We start from the raw sequence: 18,984 nt of genomic DNA on the forward strand, positions 1-18,984 counted from the left end.
CGTCACCCGCCTTCCGTCACCCCTGACGACGTCACCCCTGCCAACGCCGAGCCGAGGAGACCGTGATGACCTACACCGAGACGTCGATGGACGCCCTGCGCCACCACGGCGACGAACTGGCCGACGCCGTCGTCGCCACCCTGTTCGAGCGCGGCGAGGTGGGCACGTTCAACTCCCTGATGCGCTACGTCTCCACCACCGGCCAGGAACTCCCCGCCGGGCTCCCCGGAGTGGCCCGGGAATACCTCCGGGCGACGGCCACCCCACCGGACTGGGTGGACTGGGCCGAGATGGAGAAGGCCCGGCTGTTCTTCATCGACAACAACGTGCACATCTCCACCGCCCTGTCCTTCGCCTCCATGCCCGCCTGCTACGTCGTCCCGCACGTGGCCAGGCTGCTGTCGGCCACCCACGGACTGAGCTACCCCTCCAAACGCATGGCGGAGACCGGCCAGTTCACCGTCTACCTGATGCGGCCCGACGCCTTCGAGGCCGGCGGCCGCTTCGTACCGGCCGCCCAGAAGGTCCGGCTGCTGCACGCCTCGATCCGCCACCACCTGAAGCGGGAGAACCGCTGGGACACCGGCACCCTCGGTGTGCCGATCTGTCAGGAGGACATGATCGGCGGGCAGATGTTCTTCTCCCTGACCGTCCTCGACAGCCTGCACCGGCTCGGCATCCACATGTCCGAGGAAGGAGCCGACGCCTACTTCTACGCCTGGCGGGTGGTGGGAGCCATCCTCGGCGTGGACCAGGACGCGGTGCCGCGCACCCTCGACGAGGCACGGCAGTTCCTCGACCTGTACATGCTGCGCCACATGGGCCCCTCGGAGGAGGGCGCGCACCTGACCCGGCAGCTCATCGACCTCTACGAGGAAGTCGTCCCCGGCACCCTCTTCGACCCGGTCGTCTCCGCCCTGATCCGCTACCTCGTCGGCGACACCTGCGCCGACTGGCTCGACGTGCCCCGCACCCCCTGGGACACCCTCGTCAAAGCCGCCCCGCACCTCCTCGGCATCCTGGAGACCATCGAGGACCGCTCACCGCTCGGCGCCTGGGCGCTGGACCGGCTCGGCCACCTCACCACGGCCCTCGAACTCTCCTCCCTCACCCGCGGACGCGTCATGCACTACGCGATCCCCGAACAGCTGAAGGAGGAGTACGGCGTCCCCGCCGCGCCCCGCACCCACCGCTGGACCCCGCCGCCCGCCACCGTCTCCTGAGCGGGGCGGACGGTCAGGCGATGGAGGCCGAGACGATGGCCGACACCGCGAGATTGCAGCACGCCGTCACCCAGACCGCAGGGTGCGGCTCGGGCTCGACCAGCGTCGCGCCCAGCCGCCCCGGGGTGATCACGTCGACCACCAGGAACGCCAGGGCCATCATCACCAGCCCCAGCAGACCGAACGCCGCGGTCGACACGAGGCCCTTGCCGAAGTCCTCGTACGTCGTCCATATCGACGTGAACACGATGCCGCCGACACCGAGCAGCGCCGAGCTGAGCACCAGCGCGGCGTTGCGGTTGCGCTGCTCCCAGATCTGCCGGCCGAGCTTCCCGGGCGTCAGCACGTCCACCAGGACGATGCCGAGGACCAACAGGACCAGGCCGAGGGCTCCGTAGGCGGTGGCGCGGCCGAGTCCGTTGACGATGTCGCTCATGGGATTGCCGGCTCCGTAGCGTGAGTGATCGTGAGTGATCGCGGTCAAGGCGATGCAAAATGTAGCGCACCTGTTCGGTGCCACGGGCGCTGCGGGCGGCGATCGGTCCGGACCCGGTGTCAGCCCGCGTCCGCGAGCGCCCTGTTGCGGCGTACGGAGGACCAGAAGGACCAGGCGATCAGGACCACGCCGATGAGTCCGGTGACGATCTCGCTGATCTCGTACCGGATGGTGACGAGGAGGATGACGGCGAGGGCGCCGATGGCGTAGTGGGCGCCGTGCTCGAGGTAGACGTAGTCGTCGAGGGTGCCCTGGCGGACCAGGTAGACGGTCAGGGACCGGACGTACATGGCGCCGATGCCGAGGCCGAGGGCCATCAGGACGATGTCGTTGGTGATGGCGAAGGCGCCGATGACGCCGTCGAAGGAGAACGACGCGTCCAGGACCTCCAGGTAGAGGAACATGAAGAACGCCGCCTTGCCGGTCAGGGCCACCGCCGAGCGGGGACTGCCGGAGCGTTCGGCCTCCTCGTCGGCCTCGTGCTCGCGCTCCTCCTCCGCTTCGAGCCGGTTCTCGAAGTATTCCGAGAGACCGTGGACGACCATGTACGTGATGAGGCCGGCGACCCCGGAGACCAGCACCGTCTGCGCCTTGTCGGCGTGGGTGCCGCCGTGCTGGTGGGCGTGGGCCGCGAAGGTCATGGAGGAGACGAGCAGCACGATCAGGGCGACGCAGACCGAGAGCATGTCGACCCTGCCGAGCTTCGCGAGCGGCCGTTCGACGGCACTCAGCCACTTGATCTCCCGGTCCTCCAGGATGAAGTCCAGGAAGATCATCAGCAGGAACATGCCGCCGAAGGCCGCGATCGACGGGTGGGCGTCGGTCACCAGCTGCTGGTACCGGTCCTTGTCGGTGAGCGCGAGGTGGACGGCGTTCCAGGGACTCAGCCGGGCGCTGATCGCCACGATGACGACCGGGAAGACCAGGCGCATGCCGAAGACGGCGATCAGGACGCCGACGGTGAGGAAGATCTTCTGCCAGAAGGCGCTCATCTTCTTCAGGATCCCGGCGTTGATCACCGCGTTGTCGAAGGACAGCGAGATCTCCAGGACGGCCAGGATGGCCACCAGGCCGAGGGCGGTCCAGCCGTCGTAGAGGACCCCCGCGGCGAGGCCCAGGGCGGTGACGGCGAACGCCCAGCGGAACGTCTTCAGAAGCACGGGCTACTCATTCCTGTCGTCGCGCTGTGCCGGTCGCGGCATGTCCTTGCCGGTGCCCACCATCCACGTTGTCTACCACGCTCGCCCGCCGTCACAGCGGATGCGTGGACGGGCGGCACCGGGGTCCCCGCCCGATGGGTCGGTGCGGTGCATGGCGGCGCGGCAAGGGACGGCCGCGCCGCCACCCGCAGACCCGTCCCCCTCTCCCGGCGGCCCCTCGCGCGGCCCCCGTCCGTCGTCTGCGGAGCTCCACGGATCGCACGGGCTCCTGACGACTCCTCGATCACCTCGGAACCTCGGATTCCGTGGTTCCTCGATTTCCCCCAATCTGAATCGCTCGTTTCCTTGAAGAGTTCCGGTTTACCCGAGTAGGTTCGCCGCCATGACCGCCTCCCGGAGCACGGCCACAGCGAAGGACCTGCGCGGAGCGGGGCTGCGGGTGACCGCCGCCCGCGTCGCGCTGCTCGAGACCGTCCGGGCGGGCGATCACCTCGGCGTGGAGGCGATAGCCTCCGGCGTGCGCGACAGGGTGGGCCACGTGTCCCTCCAGGGCGTGTACGAGGCCCTGCACGCGCTCACCGCGGCCGGCCTCGTGCGCCGCATCCAACCGCCCGGCAGCCCGGCCCGGTTCGAGGGGCGCGTCGGGGACAACCATCACCACGTCCTGTGCCGGTCGTGCGGCGCCCTCGCCGACGTCGACTGCGCCGTCGGTGAGGCACCCTGTCTGACCGCCTCCGACGACCACGGCTTCGCGATCGACGAGGCCGAGGTCATCTACCGGGGCCTGTGCCCCGACTGCTCCAGCACCAGTACGTCCCCCGCACCGTGAACCGCCCCGTCCGGAAGGATCCACGCCCCATGTCCGAGAACCACGACGCCATCGTGACCGACGCCAAGACCGAGGAGGCGGGCGGCTGCCCGGTCGCCCACACCCGCGCCCTCCACCCGACCCAGGGCGGCGGAAACCGTCAGTGGTGGCCGGAGCGGCTCAACCTGAAGATCCTCGCCAAGAACCCCGCCGTCGCCAACCCGCTGGGCGAGGAGTTCGACTACGCCGAGGCGTTCAAGTCCCTCGACCTGGCCGCCGTCAAACGCGACATCGCCGAGGTGCTGACCACCTCGCAGGACTGGTGGCCCGCCGACTTCGGCAACTACGGCCCGCTGATGATCCGTATGGCCTGGCACAGCGCGGGCACCTACCGCATCAGCGACGGGCGCGGTGGCGCCGGGGCCGGCCAGCAGCGCTTCGCCCCGCTCAACAGCTGGCCCGACAACGGCAACCTCGACAAGGCCCGCCGCCTGCTGTGGCCGGTCAAGAAGAAGTACGGTCAGAACATCTCCTGGGCCGACCTGCTGGTCCTCACCGGTAACGTCGCCCTGGAGCAGATGGGCTTCGAGACCTTCGGGTTCGCCGGCGGCCGCGCCGACGTCTGGGAGGCCGAGGAGGACGTCTACTGGGGCCCGGAGACCACCTGGCTGGACGACCGGCGCTACACCGGCGACCGCGAGCTGGAGAACCCGCTCGGCGCGGTCCAGATGGGTCTGATCTACGTCAACCCGGAGGGCCCGAACGGCAACCCGGACCCCATCGCCGCCGCCCGCGACATCCGTGAGACGTTCCGTCGCATGGCGATGAACGACGAGGAGACCGTCGCGCTGATCGCCGGCGGCCACACCTTCGGCAAGACCCACGGTGCCGGCCCGGCCGACGCCGTCGGCGCCGACCCCGAGGCCGCCTCCATGGAGGAGCAGGGCCTGGGCTGGAGGAGCACCCACGGCACCGGCAAGGGCGCGGACGCCATCACCTCCGGCCTCGAGGTCACCTGGACCACGACGCCGACGCAGTGGAGCAACGGGTTCTTCAAGAACCTCTTCGAGTTCGAGTACGAGCTCGAGCAGAGCCCGGCCGGCGCCAACCAGTGGGTGGCGAAGGACGCCCCGGAGATCGTCCCGGACGCGCACGACCCGTCGAAGAAGCACCGCCCGAAGATGCTCACCACCGACCTGTCGCTGCGCTTCGACCCGATCTACGAGCCGATCTCCCGCCGGTTCTACGAGAACCCGGAGGAGTTCGCGGACGCCTTCGCGCGCGCCTGGTACAAGCTGACCCACCGCGACATGGGCCCGAAGTCCCTGTACCTCGGCCCGGAGGTCCCGGAGGAGACCCTGCTGTGGCAGGACCCGCTGCCCGAGGCCGAGGGCGAGACCATCGACGCCGAGGACGTCGCCACCCTCAAGACCAAGCTCCTCGAGTCCGGCCTGTCCGTCTCGCAGCTGGTCTCCACCGCGTGGGCCTCGGCGTCCACCTTCCGCGGCAGCGACAAGCGCGGCGGAGCCAACGGCGCCCGCATCCGCCTGGAGCCGCAGCGCGGCTGGGAGGTCAACGAGCCCGACGAGCTGGCGCAGGTCCTGCGGGTCCTGGAGGGCGTCCAGCGGGAGTTCAACTCCGGCGCCGGCGCGAAGAAGGTCTCCCTGGCCGACCTGATCGTCCTCGGCGGCTCCGCCGCCGTCGAGAAGGCAGCCAAGGAAGCCGGCTTCCAGGTGGAGGTGCCGTTCGCCGCGGGCCGCGTGGACGCGACGGAGGAGCACACCGACGCCGAGTCGTTCGAGGCACTCGAGCCGACCGCCGACGGGTTCCGCAACTACCTCGGCAAGGGCAACCGCCTGCCGGCCGAGTTCCTGCTCCTCGACCGGGCGAACCTGCTCACCCTGAGCGCGCCCGAGATGACCGTCCTGGTCGGTGGCCTGCGGGTGCTGGGCGCCAACCACCAGCAGTCCCCGCTCGGCGCCTTCACCAGGACGCCCGGCTCGCTCACCAACGACTTCTTCGTCAACCTGCTCGACCTGGGCATCACGTGGAAGTCGACCTCCGAGGACCAGACCACGTTCGAGGGCCGTGACGCGGCCACCGGCGAGGTGAAGTGGGCCGGCAGCCGCGCCGACCTCGTCTTCGGCTCCAACTCCGAGCTGCGCGCGCTCGCTGAGGTCTACGCCTCCGACGACGCGAAGGAGAAGTTCGTGCACGACTTCGTCGCCGCCTGGGTCAAGGTCATGAACCTCGACCGCTTCGACCTGGTCTGACGACCGCGACGCCCGGGCCGGTCCCCGTACCGGCCCGGGATCGTCCGTCCGCGTTGTCAGTGCCGGATGCGAGGCTGACCGGCATGGATGAGGTGGAGTTCATGCGAGGCCGGGTCTACGGCGCCGACCACGACAACCCCGGGCCACGGCCGGGGCGCGCGTACGCGCAGCTGGTCGGCGGTCCGCTGGACGGCCTGTTGCTGGACGTCACGGACCTGGCCGAGGACGAACGCGTCCGGGGCGTGACACTGGCGACGGAGATAGGCCGCTACGGCCCGGGCGGCCGGTCCGTCTACGGAGCGAGGCCCGGCGGCACCCGCCGCTTCGACTGGCGGGGCGACGCGCCCTGACCGGGGGCCACGCGGGCGGTCCGTTCAGGCCGCCGTGGCCGCCGACTGCGCCCGGAGCGCGGCGAAGAGCCAGTCGTGCGCGGCACCGGGCGTCGGCTCGGGCCGGGCGCCCGGCCGCGTGACCACCTCGGCCACCAGCTCCCAGTAGCGGTCGATCCGCGGGTCGTCCGCCAGCCGCCGGGCCAGCACACGACGGAAGTCCGGGGTGTCGCGGACACCGTAGGCGCCGGTGTACGCGCTCACGAAGCAGTCGAGCGCCTCGCCTGCGTGCGGGTCCACGCCCCGGCGCATGCGTACCCCCGCCAGCTCGTACGCCTCGGCCAGCCCCGCGTACAGCACCGAGGCGCCGCGCGCCCCGGCGGCCCGGTGCGCCGCGGGCTGCGGCTGCGCGGTGCCCGGGCACGGGGCGAGCGTGAGGGCGTTGAGCCGGGCGAAGGCGAGGACCTGAGCGGGGGCCGGGTCGTCGGGCGGCCGGGGCACCGCCACCTCCAGGAACGCGGTGGTCGCCCGCGCCGGCATCCGCGGCGGCAGCCAGCCGCGCCAGAACCTGACCAGCGGCGCCGTGCTCGGCGGGGAGGCCACCGCGCCGACCAGCCGCAGCCGGTCGGCCCGCTCCCCGGGCGGACACTCCTGCACCAGCCGCAGGGCCGCCTCCCGCCAGCGCAACGCCCGGAGCTCGGAACCGACTTCCCGCAGCCGCCCGGCGACGGCGTCCTCCAGCACGCCACCGGCCCCGTCCTCCTCGTCGAGCACCCGGCGTACCTCGGGCACCGCCAGCCCGAGGGCGCGCAAGGAGCGGATCAGACGCAGCCGGCCGAGGGCCTCCGGGCCGTACCGGCGGTGTCCGCCCGTGCTTCGGGAGGCCTCCGGCAGCAGACCGCGGTCCGAGTAGAAGCGGACGGTCTTCACCGTGACGCCCGCCCGATCGGCGAGCTCGCCGATCCCGCACAACCCGTCGTGCGACATGAACACTTGAACCTCCCTCAGGGGGAGTTCCTACCGTACCGGCGAGCGCGGACGGGCGACCGGACCGGTCCGCACGATCACGTACGGAGGAGAGACCATGACCGCATTCGTCCTGGTGCCGGGCATGTTCACCGGCACACACGTGTGGGAGAACACCGCGGCGCACCTGGCCGCCGCGGGCGCCGAGGTGTACCCGGTGGCCCTCACCGGGCTCGACGGGCCGCGCGGCACCGCGCCGGCCGGCACGGACCTGGAGACACACATCGCCGACGTGCTCGCGGTGATCGACGCGATCGGCACGGAGACCGGCCAGGAGGACGACGACCGGATCGTACTGGTCGGCCACGACTACGGCATCCACCCCGCCCTCGGCGCCGCCGACCGGCGGACGGAGCGGATCGACCGGATCGTGTACCTGGACTCGGCGATGCCGCGCGACGGCGTCCCCGCCCTGGCCGCGGTCCCCGACCAGTCGCTGCGCGAGCGGCTGGCCGAGCGTGCCGGGGACGGCGGGGGAGCGGGCACCGACGGCGAGCTGCCGCCCCCGGCCCACGGCGAATGGCATCGCTGGGGCAGCACGGCGGGCCTCTCCGACGCCGCGCTGGACCGGCTCACCACCCTCGCCGTCCCGCAGCCGCTGGGCACCCTGTACCAACCGCTCCGGCTGACCGGTGCGGTGGCCGGGACACCCACCACGGGAGTGCTGTGCACCGCCAACGGGTCGAGCATCGAGATGGTCCAGATGCTGGTGGGATTCGGTGACCCCGCCCTGCGCGCCCTCGTCGACCCCCGGGTGACCTTCTTCGAACTCCCCACCGGGCACTGGCCGATGCTGTCCTGCCCCGCCGAGCTGGCCGACGTCCTGCTGCGGGCCGCGGCCGGCGAGGGACACCGGCTGGAGGCGGCCGACGTGGCCGAACCGCCCGTCCGGCGGCCGTTCCTGCTGGACCTGCCCGAAGTCCCCCGGGAGCGCACGGGGAACGTCGACCTCTACCTGCCCGACGGCGAGGCCGAGGAGCCGCTACCGGCGGTGGTGTTCGTGCACGGCGGCCCGGTGCCCGCCGACGCCCGGCCGCAGCCGAGGGACTGGCCCACGCTGACCGGGTACGCCGGGTACGCGGCGACGAACGGAGTGGTGGGTGCGGTCGTCGCCCACCGGCTGCACGAACTCGCCGACTTCGATCGGGCCGCCGCCGATGTGGCCGACGCGGTGGAGCGGATCCGGGCCGACCCCCGGGTGGACGCGGACCGCGTCGCGCTGTGGTTCCTTTCGGGCGGCGGGCTGATCACCGCCGACTGGCTGGGCGCGCCCCCGCCGTGGCTGCGCTGCCTGGCGGCCACCTACCCGGTCCTGGCGCCCCTGCCCAACTGGGGGATGTCCGGCACCCGGTTCCACCCGGTGGACGCGGTGACGAAGGCCGGCGACCTGCCCGTGGTCCTCACCCGGGTGGGTCTGGAGATGCCCGAGATCGCCGCCGGTGTGGCGGAGTTCCTGGCCGCGGCCGAGGAGTGCGGTGCCGGTGTCGAGGTGATCGACGTGCCGCACGGCCACCACGGCTTCGAGACCCGGGACGTGACCGACGAGTCGCGCGAGGCGGTGCGGCGGGCGATGCGCGCGGTGCTGCGGCACCTGCGGCCGTGAGGCGGCTCCGCGGCCCCGGGACGCCGTGCCGCGGCTCCGGGCCGTTGCCCGTACCGACGTGTGAGGGGACCGGAACCACCAACGGGTGAAGGTCATGGGGGCCGCCTCGTCCAAGCGGCACGGGCCCCGCGGAACGGGGAGCGCGACCGTCCGCGGGGCCGTACCGCGTCCGCGCGGCGGAGGAGCGGGACGGAGCCCGCCCGCCATCTTGACGTGTACGCGACGCGGTGCGTTTCATGGGAGCGCTCCCATATCTCGTCCCCGTGTCACTCACCCCACACGCCTGGAGTCGCCGTGCGAAAACCAAGGCCCGCCCCCCGCAGGAACCCCGTACCCCGCCTCTGGGCCGCGCTGGCGGCACTCGTCGGCATCGCCGTCGTCGGCGCCCTGTGCCCCGCCGCCGCGCAGGCCGCGCCGCCGCCGGCCCCCGCTGCCGTCGCCGGCCTGCACATCAGCGACGGCCGGCTGCTCGAGGCCGACGGGAACGACTTCGTCATGCGCGGGGTCAACCACGCCCACACCTGGTACCCGGGCGAGACCCGGTCGCTGGCCGACATCAAGGCGCTCGGTGCCAACACCGTCCGGGTCGTCCTGTCCGACGGACACCGCTGGAGCGAGAACAGCCCCGCGGACGTGGCGGCCGTCATCGACCAGTGCAAGGCCAACCGGCTGATCTGCGTCCTGGAGGTGCACGACACCACCGGCTACGGCGAGGACGCGGCCGCCGGCACGCTCGATCACGCGGCCGACTACTGGATCGGCCTGAAGGACGTCCTCGCCGGCGAGGAGGGCCACGTCATCGTCAACATCGGCAACGAGCCCTGGGGCAACACGAACCCGGCCGGCTGGACCGAGCCGACGATCGCGGCCGTCAAGAAGCTGCGCGCCGCCGGGCTCCAGCACACCATCATGGTGGACGCACCCAACTGGGGCCAGGACTGGCAGGGTGTGATGAAGGCGAACGCCCAGGCCGTCGCCGACGCCGACCCCACCGGCGATCTGATCTTCTCCATCCACATGTACAGCGTCTACGACACCGCGCAGGAGATCACCGACTACCTGAACGCCTTCGTCGACGCCGGACTGCCCATCGTCATCGGAGAGTTCGGCGGCCCCGCCGACCAGTACGGCGACCCGGACGAGGACACCATGATGGCCACGGCGGAGCAGCTGGACCTCGGATACCTCGCCTGGTCCTGGAGCGGCAACACCGACCCGGTCCTCGACCTCGCGGTCGACTTCGACCCCAGCCGCCTCAGCGCCTGGGGCGAACGCGTCTTCCACGGCGCCGACGGCATCGTGCGGACCGCCGAGGAAGCCACCGTCTACGGCGGCGGCGCCCCGCAGGACACCCAGGCCCCCACCGCCCCCGGCACCCCGGTCGCGTCCGCGGTGACGGCCACGTCGGTCACCCTCGCCTGGAGCGCGGCCACCGACAACGTGGGCGTCACCGGCTACGACGTCGTCCGCGTCGACGGCGGCACCGAGACGAGGGTCGCCACGAGCACCGCCCGCACCGCCACCGTCACCGGCCTCACCCCGGACACCGCCTACTCCTTCGCCGTCCGCGCCCGCGACGCGGCCGGCAACCGCTCGGCCCGTTCCGCGACAGCGAGTGTCACGACCGGTGGGAGCGCCGCCGCCTGCTCGGTCGGCTACCGCGTCGTGGGCGAGTGGCCGGGCGGCTTCCAGGGCGAGATCACCGTCCGCAACACCGGTGCCGCCCCCCTCGGCGGCTGGACGCTCGCCTTCGCCTTCGCCGACGGCCAGACCATCACGAACATGTGGGGCGGCACCCCCACGCAGCGCGGCGGCGCGGTGAGCGTCGTCCCGGCCTCCTACACCTCCACCGTCCCCGCCGGCGGCTCGGTCACCCTCGGCTTCACCGCGGGCAAGGGCGCCACGAACACCGCCCCGACCGCGTTCAGCCTGGACGGCGCGGCCTGCGCCAGGGCCTGAGCGGACGCGCCCGCCGTCCGGCCGGAGACCGCCCTCCGGCCGGACGGCACCCGACGCCCTCCGGGCGTCAGAACGAGACCTCGCGCACACTGGCCTGGCTGCGCGGCTCGGTCGTCGCGGTGATCTCCGACCGGTGCCGGCTCGCCGAGAACGTCACGGTCAGCGTCTCGGCCGCACTCTGGCTCGTGCTGACCGTGAAGCCCTGCTCCGGCACCGCCGACACCAGGCACACCCCGCCACCGCCGAAGCGCACCGTCGCCCTGCCGCCCTGCGACGGCACCGTGTAGACACCCGAGCCGCCCTCCTCGCATCCCCGCTCGCCCCCGCCCGCGGGAGGCCGCTGGGCGGTGGCGGTGGCGCTGGCGGTGGCGCGTGCGGTCGGCGTCGTCTCCACCGGGCTCGGCTCGCGCCGCTTCTCACGGGTGCGGGCCGGCGTGGGGCGGGGCTCCTCCCTGGTGGCCGAAGGGCTGGGGGAGGAGGGCGTCACGCTCGCCGGCGGCGCGGGCCGCGGCGAGACCGGGAGCTCCTGCGGCGCCGACTGCGCGACCGGCGCGGTGGGCCGGGTCGAGCCCACCACGAAGTGGATGGTGAGGATGACGGCCGTGACGCTGGCGGCCGTGCACGACAGCCAGATGATCAGGTAGCGCAGGAGGCGGGACACGACACCATAGTGACGGACCGGCTAACGTGCCTGCCCATGGCCTGTGTACTTGTCGTCGAGGACGACCCCGTGATCCGGGCCGCGCTGATCGAGGTCCTGACCGGACACGGCTACGCGGTCAAGACCGCGCACCAGGGTTTCGAGGCGCTGCGCGAGATCACCCAGAGCCCGCCGGACATCGTGGTGCTCGACCTGGGGCTGCCCGATCTCGACGGGCTCGACGTGCTCCGCATGATCCGGGGCATCTCCCGCCTCCCGGTGCTCGTCGCCACCGCGCGGGACGACGAGACGGAGATCATCCGGCTGCTCAACGCCGGCGCCGACGACTACCTGGTCAAGCCGTTCTCCGGCGGCCAGCTCGCGGCACGCCTCGCGGCCGTGCTGCGCCGGTCCGCGCCCGCCGGCACCCGGGCCGCGCAGCCGCCCGTCCTGCGGGTCGCCGGCCTGCGGATCGACCCCACCGCGCGCACCGCCCACCTCGAGGACCGCGAACTCGCCCTGACCCGCCGTGAGTTCGACCTGCTCGCCTATCTCGCCGACCATGCCGACCAGGTCATATCGAGGCAGCGGATCCTCACCGAGGTGTGGCAGCAGCCGTATCTGGAGGAACAGACGGTCGACGTCCACCTCTCCGCGCTCCGCCGCAAGATGGGCGAGAAGGCGCGAAAGCCCCGTTACCTCCAGACCGTGCGCGGCATCGGCATCAAGCTGGTCAGCCCGCCATGAGACGTGCCCTCGCCGGGATCGCCCTCGCCGTCACCTCGATGATCGCCCTGTCGTTCCTCGTCCCACTCGCCCTCCTCGTCCGCGAGCAGGCCCGCGACCGCGTCACCACGGCCGCCGAGCAGCGGGCCGCCGCCCTCTCCCCGGTGCTCGCCCTCACCACCCGGCGCGCCGACGTACAGCAGGCCGTCACCGAACTGGGCTCCCCGGACCAGCTGGTGGTGCGGCTGCCCGACGGCGGTTTCGTCGGCACCCCGCACGCGCCCGAGGCCGCGCTCGACCGGGCCGTGCGCGGCCGCGAGACGCTCGCCGTGGACACCGCCGACGGCTGGGTGTACCTCCAGCCCGTCGTCCTGCGCGGCGACCGGGTCGCCGTCGTGGAGGCCTACGTCCCGGCGGCGGACCTCAGCCGCGGCGTGGCCGCCTCGTGGGGCGTGATGGCCCTGCTCGCACTCGGACTGGTCGGCGGCTCGGTGCTGGTCGCCGACCGGCTCGGCGCCCGCGTCGTCCGCTCCTCCCGCAGCCTGAAGCGCGCCTCACTGGCCCTCGGCTCCGGCGACCTCGACGTGCGCGTGGAACCGGACGGCCCGCCCGAGCTCCAGGAGGCCGGCGCGGCGTTCAACACCATGGCCGACCGGGTCGTCGACCTGCTCGCCGTCGAACGCGAACTGGTCGCCGACCTCTCCCACCGGCTGCGCACCCCGCTGACCGCCCTCTACCTGGAGGCCGACCGGATGGGCGCGACGCCGAGCGCCCGCCGGGTCACCGAGGCGGCCGGCCAGCTGGAGAGCGAACTCGACTCGATCATCGCGGCCGCCCGTACGCCCCTGGCCGCCGCGCAGCCAGGTGGCGGAACCGGCAGGGCGAGACCGTGCGACGCGGCCGAGGTGGTCGCCATGCGCCTGGACTTCTGGTCGGTCCTCGCCACCCAGCAGGGGCGCCCCCACGAACGGTCCCTCACCCCGCGCCCCACGCCGGTCGCCTTCCCCGAGGACGACCTCGCGGCCGTCGTCGACGCCCTGATCGGCAACGTCTTCCGGCACACCCCCGAGGGCACCGGCTTCGCCGTCCGCGTGGAACGGGCCGAACGGTACGTGGCTCTCACCGTGGACGACGCCGGTCCGGGCGTCGCGGACCCCGAGGCGGCGCTCACCCGGGGCGTCAGCGTCGGCGGCTCCACCGGGCTGGGCCTGGACATCGTGGCCCGTGCGGCCCGCGCGGCGGAAGGCGAGCTGACGATCACCCGGGCACCGCTGGGCGGTGCCCGGGTGCGGGTGTCGTTCGTGCTCGCCGACGAGGGGCGGTGACGGCGTCAGCGGCTCGCGCCGAAGTCCTGCGTCCACCAGGGGCCGCCGTCGCCGAAGTGCACGCCGACTCCGAGCTCCTTGAACGAGCAGTTGAGTATGTTCGCCCGGTGCCCGGGGCTGTTCATCCAGGACTCCATCACCGAGGCGGCGTCGGACTGGCCGCGGGCTATGTTCTCGCCCAGCGTCGACCACTCGTAGCCGGCGGCCTCGACCCGGCTCGTCATGGTGGAGCCGTCCGGACCGGTGTGGGACATCACGCCGCTCGCGGCCATGACGTCGCTGTAGTCGTCGGCGGCCCGGGTCAGCCGGCTGTTCGCGGTGACCGGCGAGCAGCCTGCCGAGGCCCGCTCCTCGTTGACCAGCGCGAGGACCTCGGCCTCGGCCCCGCTCGCTCCGCCGGAGCCCGAACCCGCTGCCGAACCCGAACCCGATCCCGAACCCGATCCCGAACCCGAGCCCGATCCGCTGCCGGAACCCGTGCCGCCGCCCCCCTCCGACCTGTCGGAGCCGCTCTTCACCGTCGTCCTCGCGGGAGCCGTGGAGGCGGGCCGGGTCTTCTCGGCCCGCCCGGCGGACGGGCTCGCCGTCTTCGACGGCTCGGCGCCGGGCTTCGCGCTCGCCCGGGGCGAGGCGCTCGCCGAGACACTCGGGCTCGCCGACGGGGAGACCGGCGACGCCACACCTCCCGCCGCCACCTCGGTGTTCGGGCCCTCACCGGCGGCGCTCGTGGTGACCCGGTCCGCGGGTTCGCCGTCCTCCCCGCCGGAGACGGCCAGCGTGATCCCGGCACCCGCCGTGACGGCGATGCCGAGCACCAGCACGGTGCCGCGCGTCCTCAGCCCGCGGTGGGGGCGTGCGTGTGATCGGGACGGGCGAGCGGCTCGGCGGGAACCCATGCAGGACACCTCGGTCTGTCGGTCGGCTGACTCGGCCCCGTACCCGGTGGACGCGATCGCGTCCACCGGGACTGTGGGGGGTGTGCGAGAGCCTAGGACCCGTCCGGCGTGGAAACGGCTGTTCGAAGGTCATCTTCAGAAAGCCTTAAGACAGCCGCAAAAGTGCGCTGAGGAACGCGATGCGCCGGCCCAGGGTGGACGCCCACAGCGAGGCGCTGGGCATCACCGGGCCACCCGTCGGCCGTCGCCTCACGGACGCCGGGGCGCCCGGCCCGACCAGCTCCCGCTCGCCGGCCCCCTGGCACCTCGACAGCGGCCCGCGGGGGCCCTGCTGTGCACCCTGGCCAGGGCGGCTCTGCCGGCCCGCGCCGTCACCGGCCCCCGCCTGCACCCCGGCCGGCGTCGAGCGCCTGCGTCACCGCCTCGCCGCCGTCCCGCGGTGACGACACCGTTGCCGGCCGGGTCCCCGGGCGGTATCGGGGTAGGCGGAGGGGATCCGAAGGAAGGAGTGCCATGACGACGTACGTCATCTCGGTGCCCGGAACGTTCACCGGCGCGGTCCGGGACACCACCAAGGACGAGCTCGCCCGCGCACTGCGCCCCGCAGATCCGCACCGCACCCACCTGGGGGACGAGGAGGACCTCGACGCCCTCTCCCTCAACGACGACGGCACCTTCACCATCCGCCTCACCGTCGAGGCGGACACCGCCGCCCACGCCGAGGGCCGCGCCCGCCAGGTCGCCGACTCCGCCCTGCGCGCGGCCGGCCTGGACGCGAGCAGCGCGCCGCTCGGGCCCACGGTGGTCACCGGAATCGACTCCGACCTCTGACGCGAGGGCGACGGCACAGCGTCGTGGCCGGGCCGTGAGTGGCCCGGCTCACATGGCGTACCGGAGGCGGCGCCGACACCATGGTCTCGTCACCCGGCAGGCTGAAGGGATCAAGAATGTTCCGCAAGGTGCTGGTCGCCAACCGCGGTGAGATCGCGATCCGCGCGTTCCGTGCGGGCTACGAGCTCGGCGCGCGCACGGTCGCCGTCTTCCCGCACGAGGACCGCAACTCGCTGCACCGGCTGAAGGCCGACGAGGCCTACGAGATCGGGGAGCCGGGGCACCCGGTGCGTGCCTACCTCTCCGTCGAGGAGATCGTCCGCGCGGCCCGCCGCGCCGGGGCGGACGCCGTCTACCCGGGCTACGGGTTCCTGTCCGAGAACCCCGAGCTGGCCCGCGCCTGCGAAGAGGCCGGCATCACCTTCGTCGGACCGAGCGCCCAGATCCTCGAGCTGACCGGCAACAAGGCCCGAGCGGTGGCCGCCGCCCGCGAGGCCGGCGTGCCCGTCCTCGGATCCTCCGCCCCCTCCACCGACGTCGACGAACTCGTCCGCGCCGCCGACGGCATCGGCTTCCCCGTGTTCGTCAAGGCCGTGGCCGGCGGCGGCGGGCGCGGCATGCGCCGTGTCGAGGACCCCGCCCAGCTGCGCGAGGCCATCGAGGCGGCGTCCCGCGAGGCCGCGTCCGCCTTCGGCGACTCCACGGTCTTCCTGGAGAAGGCGGTCGTCGAACCCCGTCACATCGAGGTCCAGATCCTCGCCGACGGCGAGGGCGGCGTCATCCACCTCTTCGAGCGGGACTGCTCGGTGCAGCGCCGCCACCAGAAGGTGATCGAGCTGGCGCCCGCGCCCAACCTCGACCCGGAACTGCGGGAGCGGATCTGCGCCGACGCCGTGAACTTCGCCCGGCAGATCGGCTACCGCAACGCCGGCACCGTGGAGTTCCTCGTCGACCGGGACGGCAACCACGTCTTCATCGAGATGAACCCGCGCATCCAGGTCGAGCACACCGTGACGGAGGAGGTCACCGACGTCGACCTCGTGCAGTCCCAGCTGCGCATCGCCGCCGGCGAGACGCTGGCGGACCTGGGTCTCGCCCAGGAGAACATCACCCTGCGCGGCGCCGCCCTCCAGTGCCGTATCACCACCGAGGACCCGGCCAACGGCTTCCGCCCGGACACCGGCACGATCAGCGCCTACCGTTCGCCGGGCGGCTCGGGCATCCGCCTCGACGGCGGCACCACCCACGCCGGCACGGAGATCAGCGCGCACTTCGACTCGATGCTGGTCAAGCTCTCCTGCCGGGGCCGCGACTTCGCCACCGCCGTCGGCCGCGCCCGGCGGGCCGTCGCCGAGTTCCGCATCCGCGGCGTCGCCACCAACATCCCCTTCCTCCAGGCGGTGCTGGACGACCCCGACTTCCAGGCCGGACAGGTCACCACGTCGTTCATCGAGCAGCGCCCGCACCTGCTCACCGCCCGGCACTCCGCCGACCGCGGCACGAAGCTGCTGACCTACCTCGCCGACGTCACGGTCAACAAGCCGCACGGCGAACGCCCCGAACTGGCCGACCCGCTGACCAAGCTGCCGCCGCGGCCCGCCGGTGAACCCCCGGCCGGTTCCCGGCAGCGGCTGGCCGAACTCGGCCCCGAGGGCTTCGCCCGCTGGCTGCGCGAGTCACCGACCATCGGCGTCACCGACACCACCTTCCGCGACGCCCACCAGTCGCTGCTCGCCACCCGCGTGCGCACCAAGGACATGCTGGCCGTCGCCCCCGTGGTCGCCCGCACGCTGCCCGGGCTGCTGTCCCTGGAGTGCTGGGGCGGCGCCACCTACGACGTCGCCCTGCGCTTCCTCGCCGAGGACCCGTGGGAGCGGCTGGCCGCGCTGCGCGAGGCCGTGCCCAACATCTGCCTCCAGATGCTGCTGCGCGGCCGCAACACCGTGGGCTACACCCCGTACCCGACCGAGGTCACCGACGCCTTCGTGCAGGAGGCCGCGGCCACCGGCATCGACGTCTTCCGCATCTTCGACGCCCTCAACGACGTCGACCAGATGCGCCCCGCCATCGACGCCGTGCGCGAGACCGGCACGTCGGTCGCGGAGGTGGCCCTGTGCTACACCGCCGACCTGTCCGACCCGTCGGAGCGGCTCTACACCCTCGACTACTACCTGAAGCTCGCCGAGAAGATCGTGAACGCGGGCGCCCACGTGCTGGCCGTCAAGGACATGGCTGGCCTGCTGCGCGCCCCGGCCGCCGCGACGCTCGTGTCCGCGCTGCGCCGCGAGTTCGACCTGCCGGTGCACCTGCACACCCACGACACCACCGGCGGGCAGCTCGCCACCTACCTCGCCGCCGTCCAGGCCGGCGCGGACGCGGTGGACGGAGCGGTGGCGTCCATGGCGGGCACCACCTCGCAGCCGTCGCTGTCGGCGATCGTCGCCGCCACCGACCACACCGACCGGCCCACCGGCCTCGACCTCCAGGCCGTCGGCGACCTCGAGCCGTACTGGGAGAGCGTCCGCAAGGTCTACGCACCCTTCGAGGCGGGCCTCGCCTCCCCGACCGGCCGCGTCTACCACCACGAGATCCCCGGCGGCCAGCTCTCCAACCTGCGCACCCAGGCCATCGCGCTGGGCCTCGGCGACCGCTTCGAGGACATCGAGGCGATGTACGCCGCCGCCGACCGCATGCTGGGCCGCCTGGTGAAGGTCACGCCCTCCTCCAAGGTGGTCGGCGACCTCGCCCTTCACCTGGTGGGCGCAGGTGTCTCACCGGCGGACTTCGAGGCGGACCCCGACCGGTTCGACATCCCCGACTCCGTCATCGGCTTCCTGCGCGGTGAGCTGGGCACGCCGCCCGGTGGCTGGCCCGAGCCGTTCCGCAGCAAGGCGCTGCGGGGCCGCGCCGAGGCCAAGCCGGTGGCGGAGCTGAGCGCCGACGACCGTACCGGGCTGGCCAAGGACCGCAGGGCGACGCTCAACCGGCTGCTGTTCCCCGGCCCGGCGCGCGAGTTCGACGCCCACCGGGGCACCTTCGGCGACACCAGCGTGCTGGACAGCAAGGACTTCTTCTACGGGCTGCGCCCGGGCAAGGAGTACACCGTCGACCTCGACCCCGGGGTGCGGCTGCTGATCGAGCTCCAGGCGGTCGGCGACGCCGACGAACGCGGCATGCGCACCGTGATGTCCACGCTCAACGGCCAGCTGCGGCCCATCCAGGTCCGCGACCGCGCCGCCGCCTCCGACGTCCCGGTCACCGAGAAGGCCGACCGGGCCAATGCGGGACATGTCGCGGCGCCGTTCGCCGGCGTGGTGACCCTCGCCGTCGCCGAGGGCGACAGCGTGGAGGCCGGCGCCACCGTGGCCACCATCGAGGCGATGAAGATGGAGGCCACCATCACCGCGCCGAAGTCCGGCACCGTCGGCCGGCTGGCCATCAACCGCATCCAGCAGGTGGAGGGCGGCGACCTCCTCGTCGAACTGAACTGAACTGAACTGAGACTGAACCGAACTGAGCCGGGCGGCACCGGGCCGAGCGGGCTCGACGCGACGGCGGTGGGGGCCCCGGCCCGGGCCCGGGCGGGGGGGCCCCCCCCCGGCCCCCCCCCCCCCCCGGGCCCCCCGGGGGGCCCCCCCCCCCCCACACCCCCGGGGCCCCCGCGCCCCCGGGGCCCGCCGCGCGCCCCC

15 protein-coding genes are annotated in these 18,984 nt (G+C 73.1%); 10 read left to right on the plus strand and 5 right to left on the minus strand.

The features are described 5' to 3' along the window. The first annotated feature begins 65 nt into the window (after positions 1–65). Positions 66–1,223: an oxygenase MpaB family protein gene (locus ACGF3H_RS35610; RefSeq protein ID WP_362498479.1), complete on the plus strand. Its 1,158-nt coding sequence runs from the start codon at positions 66–68 to the stop codon at positions 1,221–1,223. A 13-nt stretch (positions 1,224–1,236) separates the two neighbouring features. Here ACGF3H_RS35610 and ACGF3H_RS35615 read toward each other — a convergent pair whose 3' ends face one another. Together ACGF3H_RS35615 and ACGF3H_RS35620 are read right to left on the minus strand one after the other, a co-directional pair. Continuing rightward, on the minus strand, positions 1,237–1,659 hold the full coding sequence (locus ACGF3H_RS35615) for a DUF350 domain-containing protein (RefSeq protein ID WP_362498482.1): 423 nt from the start codon (positions 1,657–1,659) through the stop codon (positions 1,237–1,239). A gap of 119 nt (positions 1,660–1,778) precedes the next feature. Beyond that, the gene (locus ACGF3H_RS35620; protein WP_362498485.1) at positions 1,779–2,879 is read right to left on the minus strand and encodes a DUF475 domain-containing protein; all 1,101 of its coding nucleotides are present in this window, start codon (positions 2,877–2,879) and stop codon (positions 1,779–1,781) included. 382 nt (positions 2,880–3,261) lie between these two features. Between ACGF3H_RS35620 and ACGF3H_RS35625 the strand changes: the two genes are divergently transcribed. From ACGF3H_RS35625 to ACGF3H_RS35635, 3 genes are all read left to right on the plus strand, one after another. Then, a complete protein-coding gene (locus ACGF3H_RS35625; protein WP_362498487.1) occupies positions 3,262–3,708 on the plus strand; it encodes a Fur family transcriptional regulator in 447 nt (148 codons plus the stop codon). A 29-nt stretch (positions 3,709–3,737) separates the two neighbouring features. Then, positions 3,738–5,960, plus strand: a complete 2,223-nt coding sequence (katG, locus tag ACGF3H_RS35630; RefSeq protein WP_362498489.1) for a catalase/peroxidase HPI — start codon at positions 3,738–3,740, stop codon at positions 5,958–5,960. 83 nt (positions 5,961–6,043) lie between these two features. After that, a complete protein-coding gene (locus ACGF3H_RS35635) occupies positions 6,044–6,310 on the plus strand; it encodes a hypothetical protein (RefSeq protein WP_362498491.1) in 267 nt (88 codons plus the stop codon). Between the two features lie 24 nt (positions 6,311–6,334). Here the strand turns inward: ACGF3H_RS35635 and ACGF3H_RS35640 are convergent, their stop codons facing one another. Next, a complete protein-coding gene (locus ACGF3H_RS35640; protein WP_362498494.1) occupies positions 6,335–7,282 on the minus strand; it encodes a MerR family transcriptional regulator in 948 nt (315 codons plus the stop codon). Between the two features lie 91 nt (positions 7,283–7,373). On the opposite strand from ACGF3H_RS35640, the gene ACGF3H_RS35645 reads away from it, so the two are divergent. Next, on the plus strand, positions 7,374–8,918 hold the full coding sequence (locus tag ACGF3H_RS35645; protein ID WP_362498497.1) for an alpha/beta hydrolase: 1,545 nt from the start codon (positions 7,374–7,376) through the stop codon (positions 8,916–8,918). 294 nt (positions 8,919–9,212) lie between these two features. Further along, the gene (locus tag ACGF3H_RS35650) at positions 9,213–10,877 is read left to right on the plus strand and encodes a cellulase family glycosylhydrolase (RefSeq protein ID WP_362498499.1); all 1,665 of its coding nucleotides are present in this window, start codon (positions 9,213–9,215) and stop codon (positions 10,875–10,877) included. A gap of 67 nt (positions 10,878–10,944) precedes the next feature. Here the strand turns inward: ACGF3H_RS35650 and ACGF3H_RS35655 are convergent, their stop codons facing one another. Then, positions 10,945–11,538, minus strand: coding sequence for a hypothetical protein (locus ACGF3H_RS35655; RefSeq protein WP_362498502.1), 594 nt, complete (start codon positions 11,536–11,538; stop codon positions 10,945–10,947). Positions 11,539–11,574: 36 nt separating this feature from the next. On the opposite strand from ACGF3H_RS35655, the gene ACGF3H_RS35660 reads away from it, so the two are divergent. After that, positions 11,575–12,264 (plus strand): response regulator transcription factor, encoded by a 690-nt coding sequence (locus ACGF3H_RS35660; protein ID WP_362498504.1) that lies wholly within the window; start codon positions 11,575–11,577, stop codon positions 12,262–12,264. Then, a complete protein-coding gene (locus ACGF3H_RS35665; protein WP_362498506.1) occupies positions 12,261–13,568 on the plus strand; it encodes a HAMP domain-containing sensor histidine kinase in 1,308 nt (435 codons plus the stop codon). Before ACGF3H_RS35660 ends, ACGF3H_RS35665 begins: the two co-directional genes overlap by 4 nt. A 5-nt stretch (positions 13,569–13,573) precedes the next feature. On the opposite strand, the gene ACGF3H_RS35670 is transcribed toward ACGF3H_RS35665, so the two are convergent. Next, positions 13,574–14,464 (minus strand): CAP domain-containing protein, encoded by an 891-nt coding sequence (locus tag ACGF3H_RS35670; protein ID WP_362498509.1) that lies wholly within the window; start codon positions 14,462–14,464, stop codon positions 13,574–13,576. Positions 14,465–14,977: 513 nt separating this feature from the next. On the opposite strand from ACGF3H_RS35670, the gene ACGF3H_RS35675 reads away from it, so the two are divergent. Continuing rightward, entirely contained in the window at positions 14,978–15,295 is a 318-nt protein-coding gene (locus ACGF3H_RS35675) for a hypothetical protein (RefSeq protein WP_362498511.1), read from the plus strand. 116 nt (positions 15,296–15,411) lie between these two features. Next, positions 15,412–18,786, plus strand: coding sequence for a pyruvate carboxylase (locus ACGF3H_RS35680; protein ID WP_362498514.1), 3,375 nt, complete (start codon positions 15,412–15,414; stop codon positions 18,784–18,786). Positions 18,787–18,984 lie beyond the last annotated feature (198 nt).

It is taken from the genome of Streptomyces sp. NPDC048185, assembly GCF_043202495.1.
Taxonomy (GTDB): Bacteria; Actinomycetota; Actinomycetes; order Streptomycetales; family Streptomycetaceae; genus Streptomyces.